This window comes from Stenotrophomonas sp. SMYL86 (assembly GCF_036320025.1).
GTDB classification, from domain to species: domain Bacteria; phylum Pseudomonadota; class Gammaproteobacteria; order Xanthomonadales; family Xanthomonadaceae; genus Stenotrophomonas; species Stenotrophomonas maltophilia_A.
This window is the reverse complement of the sequence record NZ_JAWIRU010000014.1, coordinates 21571-30456: the sequence shown is the minus strand read 5'-3', so window position 1 is coordinate 30456 and position 8886 is coordinate 21571. Positions and strand designations below refer to the sequence as shown.

The 8886-nt window shown below is 68.0% G+C and carries 10 protein-coding genes; 8 read left to right on the top strand and 2 right to left on the bottom strand.

Going from position 1 to position 8886, the window contains the following annotated elements:
- Positions 1-111: 111 nt before the first annotated feature.
- The 3 genes from V3B64_RS15210 (at position 112) to map (ending at position 1545) form a co-directional block, all read left to right on the top strand.
- Positions 112-471 carry a VOC family protein gene (locus tag V3B64_RS15210; RefSeq protein ID WP_329914402.1) on the top strand — a complete coding sequence of 120 codons (360 nt, stop codon included), beginning with the start codon at positions 112-114 and terminating at the stop codon, positions 469-471.
- A gap of 68 nt (positions 472-539) precedes the next feature.
- Complete coding sequence (locus V3B64_RS15205; RefSeq protein WP_005412680.1) at positions 540-752, top strand: ParD-like family protein; 213 nt, start codon at positions 540-542, stop codon at positions 750-752.
- A gap of 10 nt (positions 753-762) precedes the next feature.
- On the top strand, positions 763-1545 hold the full coding sequence (gene map, locus V3B64_RS15200) for a type I methionyl aminopeptidase (RefSeq protein WP_180837980.1): 783 nt from the start codon (positions 763-765) through the stop codon (positions 1543-1545).
- On the opposite strand, the gene V3B64_RS15195 is transcribed toward map, so the two are convergent.
- Positions 1542-2210 (bottom strand): hypothetical protein, encoded by a 669-nt coding sequence (locus V3B64_RS15195; RefSeq protein ID WP_032127534.1) that lies wholly within the window; start codon positions 2208-2210, stop codon positions 1542-1544. The genes map and V3B64_RS15195 overlap by 4 nt on opposite strands.
- A 175-nt stretch (positions 2211-2385) precedes the next feature.
- Entirely contained in the window at positions 2386-3006 is a 621-nt protein-coding gene (locus V3B64_RS15190; protein WP_049399621.1) for a LysE/ArgO family amino acid transporter, read from the bottom strand.
- A 106-nt stretch (positions 3007-3112) separates the two neighbouring features.
- Here V3B64_RS15190 and V3B64_RS15185 point away from each other — a divergent pair, with 106 nt between their 5' ends.
- From V3B64_RS15185 to V3B64_RS15165, 5 genes are all read left to right on the top strand, one after another.
- A complete protein-coding gene (locus V3B64_RS15185) occupies positions 3113-4006 on the top strand; it encodes a LysR family transcriptional regulator ArgP (protein WP_329914401.1) in 894 nt (297 codons plus the stop codon).
- Between the two features lie 78 nt (positions 4007-4084).
- The gene (locus tag V3B64_RS15180) at positions 4085-5485 is read left to right on the top strand and encodes a TolC family protein (RefSeq protein WP_049399623.1); all 1401 of its coding nucleotides are present in this window, start codon (positions 4085-4087) and stop codon (positions 5483-5485) included.
- Complete coding sequence (locus V3B64_RS15175; protein ID WP_329914400.1) at positions 5478-6491, top strand: efflux RND transporter periplasmic adaptor subunit; 1014 nt, start codon at positions 5478-5480, stop codon at positions 6489-6491. Before V3B64_RS15180 ends, V3B64_RS15175 begins: the two co-directional genes overlap by 8 nt.
- Positions 6476-7663 carry an ABC transporter permease gene (locus V3B64_RS15170; protein ID WP_329914399.1) on the top strand — a complete coding sequence of 396 codons (1188 nt, stop codon included), beginning with the start codon at positions 6476-6478 and terminating at the stop codon, positions 7661-7663. The genes V3B64_RS15175 and V3B64_RS15170 overlap by 16 nt, the downstream gene beginning before the upstream one ends.
- Positions 7660-8787 (top strand): ABC transporter permease, encoded by a 1128-nt coding sequence (locus tag V3B64_RS15165; protein ID WP_329914398.1) that lies wholly within the window; start codon positions 7660-7662, stop codon positions 8785-8787. The genes V3B64_RS15170 and V3B64_RS15165 overlap by 4 nt, the downstream gene beginning before the upstream one ends.
- Positions 8788-8886: the final 99 nt, after the last annotated feature.

Here is an 8886-nt window from a genome sequence, read left to right as displayed (position 1 = left end):
GTGGGGGGGGGGGGGCGGCCGGGGGGCCGCCACCGGTTGTGCGCCGGGGCCCCGGGGGCGCCCCCCCCCCCCCCGCCACTACACTGGACGCCTGCCCCAGGAGCCCTCGCCATGGCCCAGACCGTCATCCCCCAGCTGCGCATGCGCCACGCCGACTCCACCCTGCCGTTCTACGTGCAGGGACTAGGCTTCGTGGTTGACTGGGAACACCGCTTCGAACCCGGCTTTCCGCTGTTCGCCCAGCTCACCCGCGACGGCCAGACGATCTTCCTCACCGAACACAGCGGCGACTGCGAGGTCGGCGGCGCGGTGTACTTCATCGTCGAGGACGTCGACGCCCTGCACCGCGCCTTCAGCGCCGCCAACGTGCCGATCGAGCAACCGCCGCATGACACCGAATGGGGCAGCCGCGAGATGCTGCTGCGTGACCCCGACGGCAACCGCCTGCGCTTCGCCACCGACGCGAGCTGAACCGGGCGGCCTTGAGTCGAATATACGAATCATATACGCTTCGTATATCCACCCCTTCGGGACCGCCCATGGGCATCGTCAACATCGATGACACCCTGCACGACCAGCTGCGCCGTGCCTGTACCGTCTCCAGCCGCTCGATCAACGCCCAGGCCAACTTCTGGATCCGGGTCGGCATGCTGTGCGAGCTGAACCCCACGCTGAGCTTCCAGGACATCGTCGCCAGCGAGCTGCGCGCCGCCGGCGTGCAGCCCCCGTTGCTGCCGCCGGGACAGGTCTGAGCCGATGGGCATCATCAAGCGCCCCGACGAGATCGCGCTGATGGCCGAATCCGGCCGCCTGCTGGCGGAGGTGTTCGCCGCACTCGACCAGCTACCGCTGCAGGGCCGAAGCACCATGGAGATCAACGATTTCGTCGAACGCATGATCGTTGATGAGCTGCAGGCGAGGCCGGCCAGCAAGGGCCAGTACGGCTTCCCGTACGTGCTCAACACCTCGATCGACAACGTTGTCTGCCACGGCGTACCCAGCACCACCGACGTGCTGCGCAACGGCCAGATCGTCAACCTCGACATCACCCTGGAGAAGAACGGCTACATCGCCGACTCCAGCACCACCTACCGGGTCGGTGAGGTCGACTACGCCGCGCGCAGGCTGGTGCAGACCACCTACCAGGCGATGTGGAAAGGCATTGCCGCCGTGCGTCCTGGTGCGCGCCTGGGCGACATCGGCCACGCCATCGCCCGCCACGCGCGCAGCCACGGCTACAGCGTGGTGAAGGAATACTGCGGCCACGGCATCGGCCAGGAGATGCACGAGGAGCCGCAGATCCTGCACTACGGCCATCCCAACACCGGCATGGTGCTGGAAGAAGGCATGGTGTTCACCATCGAACCGATGCTCAACCAGGGCAAGCCGGCCATCCGCCAGCAGCCGGACGAATGGCCGGTGTACACCCGCGACGGCAAGCTGTCGGCGCAGTTCGAGCATACGGTGGCGGTCACCCGCACCGGCGTGCGGGTACTGACCCTGCGCCCCGGCGAGACGCCGTTGTGCGCGGTGGATGCCGCCTAGAGTGGCCGTTGCTGCATCCCGGCACCCTCGTGCACGGCGCGCTTCCGTGCCGTCAGCGGTTCGCGTACCCGCTGTGCCACATAGCCGACGCTGGCTGCGAGAATGAAGGTGTAACCAAGGAGTTCGGTGGTCTCCTCGATGGTGTTCTTGAACACGCGGATGTACTGGTCACCCAGCAGTCCGGTCCACAACGACGTCATGCCGATCAGACGCGAATAGAACAGCAGCAGAACCAGGCCGATCGTCATCACGGTACCCGGCCGGGATACGAGAAAACGCACCAGCGCCGGCATGGCCCGGCGCCAGTCGCGGCTGGCCCAGGCCAGTGAGCCGATGATCAGCACGGCCACCGGGTACTTCCAGAAGCCGTGTGCGATCAGGTCCAGCGCCTCATCCATTTCACGCAGGAGCATGCAGGCGAACAGCGCGGCCGCCAGAACGGCAAAGGCCCGATCATCGGCACGTCGCAATGCAAGCCGGACGAAGGCAGCCACGCTGGCGACCAGGAAGCCTTCCTGGGTCAGTTCGACCAGCGACCACTCGCCGACTGCATTGCCCAGCCAATGGATGTCGAGCCAGGCCAACGCAGGCGGAAGCGCCATCATCAGGCCGAACAGGAAGGTGCGCCCCAGGTGGGACAGGAGCAGCTGTAGATTGTCTTTCATGCAACACCGATGCCGCGCCGTGGCGGTCGTACAACGAGAACACAGGCGACCGGGGGGCTGCCGAACGACGGCATGCGCGGCGGGGTCGCGACCAGGCGCGCATTATCCGCGCTGTTTCCGGCCACGTGAACCGTACCGGTGGAACACATACGCAACACCGGCGTACGTCACGCACTCATGGCGATAAAGGACGCAGCAGCAACAACGTCGCCAGGCAGAACATGAAGATCGCCACGCCTGCATCCAGCACACGCCAGGCGCCCGGCCTGCGGAACACCGGCTGCAACAGGCGCGCGCCATAGCCCAGCGTGCAGAACCAGGCCACGCTGGCGGCGCAGGCACCGGCGGCGAAGGCCCAGCGCAGATCGCCCGGGTAGCGCGTGGACAGGCTGCCCAGCAGCACCACGGTATCCAGATAGACGTGCGGGTTGAGCAGGGTGAAGGCCAGGCAGGTCAGCAGTACCTGCCGTCCGCTGCCGCCCTGCGCCTCGGCGGCGGCCAGCGCACTGCCACCGCGCCATGCGCGCAGCCCCGCCTGCAGGCCATACCAGAGCAGGAAACCCGCACCACCGAAGCGCAGCACCTGCAGCAGCAGCGGCCACTGCAGCACCAGCGCGCCCATGCCGCCGACGCCGGCCAGGATCAGCACGATGTCCGCGCCGGCACAGGCCAGCACCACCCTGCCCACATGGCGCTGCTGCAGGCCCTGGCGCAGCACGAAGGCGTTCTGCGCACCGATGGCGATGATCAGGCCGGCACCTGCGAACAGGCCGGCGGCGGTAGCGGCGATCCACATCAGGACAGGCCAGGCAGCGAGGGGACGCGCAGGGTGCGGCCGCTGACCCTGTTTAGACAATCTGATTTTTCTTTATCCTGTGCAGGAAAACTGAAGAGGCACCGGCATGGATCTGGTACATCCGCAACTGGCCGCGTTTGCTGCGGTGCTGGAAGAAGGCAGCTTCGACGCCGCGGCACGCCGCCTGTCGATCAGCCCGTCGGCCCTGTCGCAACGGATCAAGGCGCTGGAGGACAGGCTCGGCCAGGTACTGGTGGTACGTCAGGCACCGTGCCGGCCCACCGCCGCAGGCGAAGCGCTGCTGCGCCGGGTCCGGCCGATGCAGGCGCTGGAGGCCGAGGCATTGGCCGAACTGCTGCCCGAACGCGGCAGCGATGCAGCGCGCACGCCGATCCCGTTGGCGGTCAACGATGACTCGCTCGATACCTGGTTCGTACCGGCCATCGCCGACCTGCACCAGCGCCATGGCTACCTGTTCGACCTGCGCATGGATGACCAGGACCATACCCTGCAGCTGCTGCGCGATGGCAGCGTGCTCGGCGCGGTCACTGCCGAAAGCCAGCCGGTGAAGGGCTGCAACGTGCATCCGCTCGGCGCCATGCGCTACCACGCTGTCGCCTCGCCCGGCTTCGCCCGCCAGTACTTCAGCGACGGCATGCAGGCTGCGGCACTGGCGCGCGCACCGATGCTGGTGTTTAACCGCAAGGATGAACTGCAATGGCGCTTCGTGCGGCGCCTGACCCGCGCGCGCCTGCAGCCACCGCTACACTACCTGCCCTCCTCCACCGGTTTCGTCGAAGCCGCTGCGTGCGGACTCGGCTGGGGCATGGCCCCGGAAACCCTGGTCGCGCCCGCCGTGCGCGCGGGCCGCGTGGTGGTACTGGAACCCCGCCGCTGGCTCGATGTGCCGTTGTACTGGCAGCATGCCGCCGTACGCTCAAGCACGCTGCAGCACATCACCCAGGCGCTGCGCACTGCAGCCAGCGGCACCCTACGATGAGGACAATCCAATGACCGCAGACCCGGGCTTCACGCCGCGCGCACTACCGTTTGCGCACTTCTTCACCATTGGGACGGCATGGGCGTGAACGGCCGACGTACAAGGATGCACGGCGCGAAGGCCGCGCTGGCGCTGGCAGCCTGCCTGCCCCTGGCTGTGCCGGCGCAGAGCCTCACCGATGCACCCGCATTGGACTGGGAACAGGCACGCCAGCGCCTGGAGCAGGTCTCCGATGCACTGGCCGCCGCTGATGCAGCGGTGCGCAACAAGCAGGACCTTCAGGACGCCACCCGCCTGCTGCGCCTGCCGGAGATCACCGGCGAAGTGCGCCGGCTGCAGTTCCAGAAGACCCTCACCCTGCCACTGGGTTCGCTGGCACCTGTCGCCGAGGCCTATGGCATCGACTCACCGCTGTCATTCACCGAACGCGACTGGCGTACCCGGCCCGTGGTTACCGCGGTGCTGCCGTTGTACACCGGCGGCGTGATTCCGGCCGCGCAACGCGCGGCCAGCGCCGCCCACGAACAGGCCAGTGCCGAACGCGAAGCACAACGCCAATCGCTGACCGTGCAGCTGGCCCAGGCCTATTTCGGCCAGCGCCTGGCCGAGCAGGCAGTGGATGTGCGGCGCGACGTACGCGATGGCCTGAACCGCCACCTGTCCGACGCAGAGAAGCTGGAACGCGAGGGCTTCGCCACCCGCGCCCAGCGCCTGCAGGCCACCGTGGCCCGCGACAAGGCCGAGCGCGAATACCAGAAGACGGTGAACGACCTGGCCACGCTGAAGGCCGCGCTGGCCACGCTGCTGCGCAGTGGTGGCGAGGTGCAGCCGGTGTCGCCGCTGTTCGTGCAGCGCGTGCCGCTGGAACCGGTGGCCAGCTTCGAGCGCACGGCGCAGGCGCGCCAGCCGCAGATCGCACGCCTGCGGGCGATGGTGGCGCAGGCCGAACAGGGCGTGCGCGTGCAGCAGGCCAAGCTGAAGCCGCAGATCTTCGCCTTCGGCCAGTACGACTTCCGCCGCCGCGACGAGATGCTGACCGATCCGGACTGGGCGTTCGGCATCGGCCTGAAGTACACCTTCCTGTCGCCGAACTCGCGGCCGGCGCAGATCAGCGCCGCGCGTGCACAGCAGGAACAGGCCGAAGCGGGCCTGCGCGAGGCCGAGAACCAGGTCGCACTGGGCGTGCGCAAGGCCTGGAACGAGCTGGAAACCGCACGCCAGCAGTACGTGCTGCTCGACAGCAGCATCGCCCAGGCACAGGAAAACCTGCGCCTGCAGGAGCTGGCGTTCCGCGAAGGCCAGGCCACCTCGCTGGATGTGATCGACGCGCGGCTCGGCCTCGGCGGCGCCCGCGTCGAGCGCGCACAGGCCGCCTACCAATACGATATTGCGCTGGCACAGTTGCTGGAGGTCAGTGGACAGATGGACCGTTTCGAAGAGTTCCGGCGCCGTGCGGACGAGGTGATCGACCATGAGTGATGTGCTGCACGACGATGCAACGACGCCCCCGGCCAAGCGCCGTCTGGGCCCGATCCTGATAGTGGTGCTGCTGGTCGTGGTGGTGCTCGGCCTGTGGCTGGCCTGGCGCAGTCCGGCCGACCAGATCCAGGGCATGGCCGATGCGGACACGATCAACGTGGCCGCCAAGATCACCGCGCGCGTGGCCGAACTGAAGGTGCGCGAGGGCGACCGCGTGCAGCCCGGGCAGGTGCTGTTCCTGCTCGACAGCCCCGAAGTGACCGCCAAGGAGCAGCAGGCGCACGGCGCATTGGCCGCCGCACAGGCGGTGGCCGACAAGGCCGACGAAGGTGCGCGCAGCGAGGACATCCGCGCCGCCGAAGCGAACTGGAAGCGGGCTGAAGCCGGTGCGACGCTGGCTGAAGCCACCTACCAGCGCGTGCAGAACCTGTTCAACGAAGGGGTGATGACACGGCAGAAGCGCGATGAAGCGCATGCCCAGGCCACCAGCTCGCGAGAACTGGCCCGCGCCGCCCGCGCGCAGTACGACATGGCCCTGGCCGGCGCACGCGAGCAGGACAAGCGTGCCGCGCAGGGCCAGGTGCAGCAGGCACAGGGCGCGGTGGCCGAAGTCAACGCCGCGCGTGTCGAAGTGGAAGGGCGCGCGCCGGTCGCCGGCGAAATCAACAAGCGCATGGCCGACCCCGGCGAACTGGTGCCAGCGGGCTATCCGGTGTTCACCCTGGTCGACATCGACCGCATGTGGGTGGCGATGAACCTGCGCGAATCGCAGATGCAGGGCCTGAAGGTCGGCAGCAAGCTGCAGGGCAGCGTACCGGCGCTTGGCCAGGACGGCGAGTTCGAGGTTTATTTCATCAATCCGGCCGGTGACTATGCGACCTGGCGGACCACCCGCCAGTCGTCCGGCTACGACGTCCGCAGCTTCGAGGTGCGGGTGCGCCCGGTACGCCGCATCGAGGGCTTCCGCCCCGGCATGAGCGTGCTGTTCGCATGGCCCCAGCACTGAGCCCCGACAGCAGCAGCTTCGCCGCCAGCTGGCGGCGCGAGCTGCGGTCGCTGCGCGGCAACCGCGCCGACCTGCTGCTGGTCACCCTGCTGCCGCTGCTGATGCTGGCCGTGATGGCGTGGATGTTCACGCCCTCGGTGATGCGCGACATCCCGATCGCCGTGGTCGACCTCGACCACAGCAGCGACAGCCGCCTGCTGCTGCGCATGCTCGATGCCAGCCCCGGCGTGCGCATCGCCAGCCAGCCTGCGGACATGCAAGATGCACGTTCGCAGCTGCGTCGGCTGGATGTATTCGCCATCGTACTGGTGCCGCGCGATGTCACCCGGCAGGCGTTGCGTGGACGCCAGGGCACGGTGTTCGCCTACTACAACGCCACCTACATGACCACCGGCCAGTCCGCGGCGCGCGATATCGGCGACGCGGTCTCGGCCTGGAACGCACGCCTGCTGCGCGAGCGCATCGGCCTGCAGGTCGGCCCGGGCAAGCTGCGTGCGGCACCGATCGCGGTGCAGTCGGACATCCTGTACAACCCGGCGCGCAGCTACGAGCTGTTCCTGCTGCCGCTGATCTTCCCGGCGGTGTTGTCGCTGGTGCTGGCACTTGCGGTGGCCGGCAGCCTCGGCCGCGAGATCCGCGACGGCAGCCTGCCCGCCTGGCTCGGCCGCACACCGTGGCCGGCGATTGCCGGCAAGATCGCGCCGTACGTCCTGCTGTTCTCGCTGTATGGCGCGCTCGGCATCGGTTACCTGGCCTGGCTGCGCGGCGACGGTGTGGCCGGCAGCGTGCTCCTGCTGCTGCTCGCACAACCTCTGTTCTACCTGGCTACTGCCGCCTACGCGTTGTTCTTCGTCGGCGTCACCCGCGACATGGGTACCGCGCTGTCCGCGGTCGGCCTCAGCATCGGTACTGCACTGGCATTTTCCAGCGCCACCTTCCCGGTGCTGGACGGGCCGTTATTCACCCGCGTCTGGCATCAGCTGCTGCCGCTCAGCGCCTATATCAAGCTGCAGACCCAGCTACAGTTCATCGGTTCGCCGCTGCAGGTTTCGGTATGGCCGCTGGCCACGTTGCTGCTGATGTCAGTGGTGGCTGGCGGCATCGGTGGGCTGCGCCTGATCGCCTTCGCGCGTACGCCCGAAGCCGCACAACCGGCGGGGGCCGACGCATGAGCGCACTGTGGCGCAGCCTGCGGCAGACCCTGATGGCGGTACTGTGCGACCGCTATGCGATCGTAGTGATGGTCGGCGCGGTAATCCTGTACTCGTTCTTCTACCCGGCCGCGTATCGCCACCAGGTGGCCGGCAACCTGCCGGTACTGGTGGTGGATGAAGACCACAGTGCCACCAGCCGCGAGTTGCTGCGAAAGCTCGACGCGTTGCGGGTCGCACGCGTGGTCGGGCAACCGGCAGACATCGACAGCGCGCGCCAGCAGCTGGAAGCCGGCCACGCCGAAGGCATCGTGCTGATCCCGGCCAACCTGGAGCGCGACATCCTGCGCGGCCATCCGGCCAAGCTGGTGCTGCTCGGCAACGGCGCCTACCTGGGCCGTGCCAGTTGGGTGCTGGGCAGCGTGGCCGATGCACTGGGCGCGTTCGGACGTGATGCCGTGGTCGGCCAGGCCGCCTTCATGGGCGCACCGCAGGCACCACCGGTCACGCTGGTGCAGCGCCCGCTGTACAACACCCAGGAAGGCTATGGCAGCGCCATCGTGCCCGGCGTGGCCGAGCTGATCGTGCACCAGACGCTGCTGATGGGCATCGGCGTCCTGCTCGGCGGCCGTCGTCTCGCGCTCGGCCGGCGCCTGCGCTTCGACCTGCCGACGCTGGCCGGCATGGCACTGGGCTTCGGCCTGATCGGCCTGTTCGGCCTGTTCTACTACGCCGGCTTCACCGCCTGGGTGCAGGACTATCCGCGCGGCGGCAACCCATTGGGCCAGCTGCTCGGCGGCACCTTGTTCATCGCCGCCACCGTGGCCTTCGGCCTGTTCGTCGGCAGCTTTTTCCGCACCCGCGAACGCGCCTTCCAGTACATCATCGCCACCTCGATCCCGCTGTTCTTCCTGGCCAACCTGTCGTGGCCGGCAGTGATGACGCCACAACCGCTGGTCTGGCTGGCGCAGCTGTTGCCGACCACCTCGGGCATCAACCTGATGGTGCGCCTGAACCAGATGGACGCCAGCCTGGCCGAAGTCAGCCACGAACTGATCACCCTCACCGTCCTGCTGCTGCTCTACGGCAGCCTCGCCAGCTGGCGCCTCCTCGCAAAAAAGGGGACGGAGGGGATTAAGTCGTAAACGGCAGATTGGGGGATTGCGACTTAATCCCCTCCGTCCCCTTTTTCCGTAACGTTCGAGTACTGCGGCGTGGAAGGGGAAGCGGGGTCTGGCTGCGAT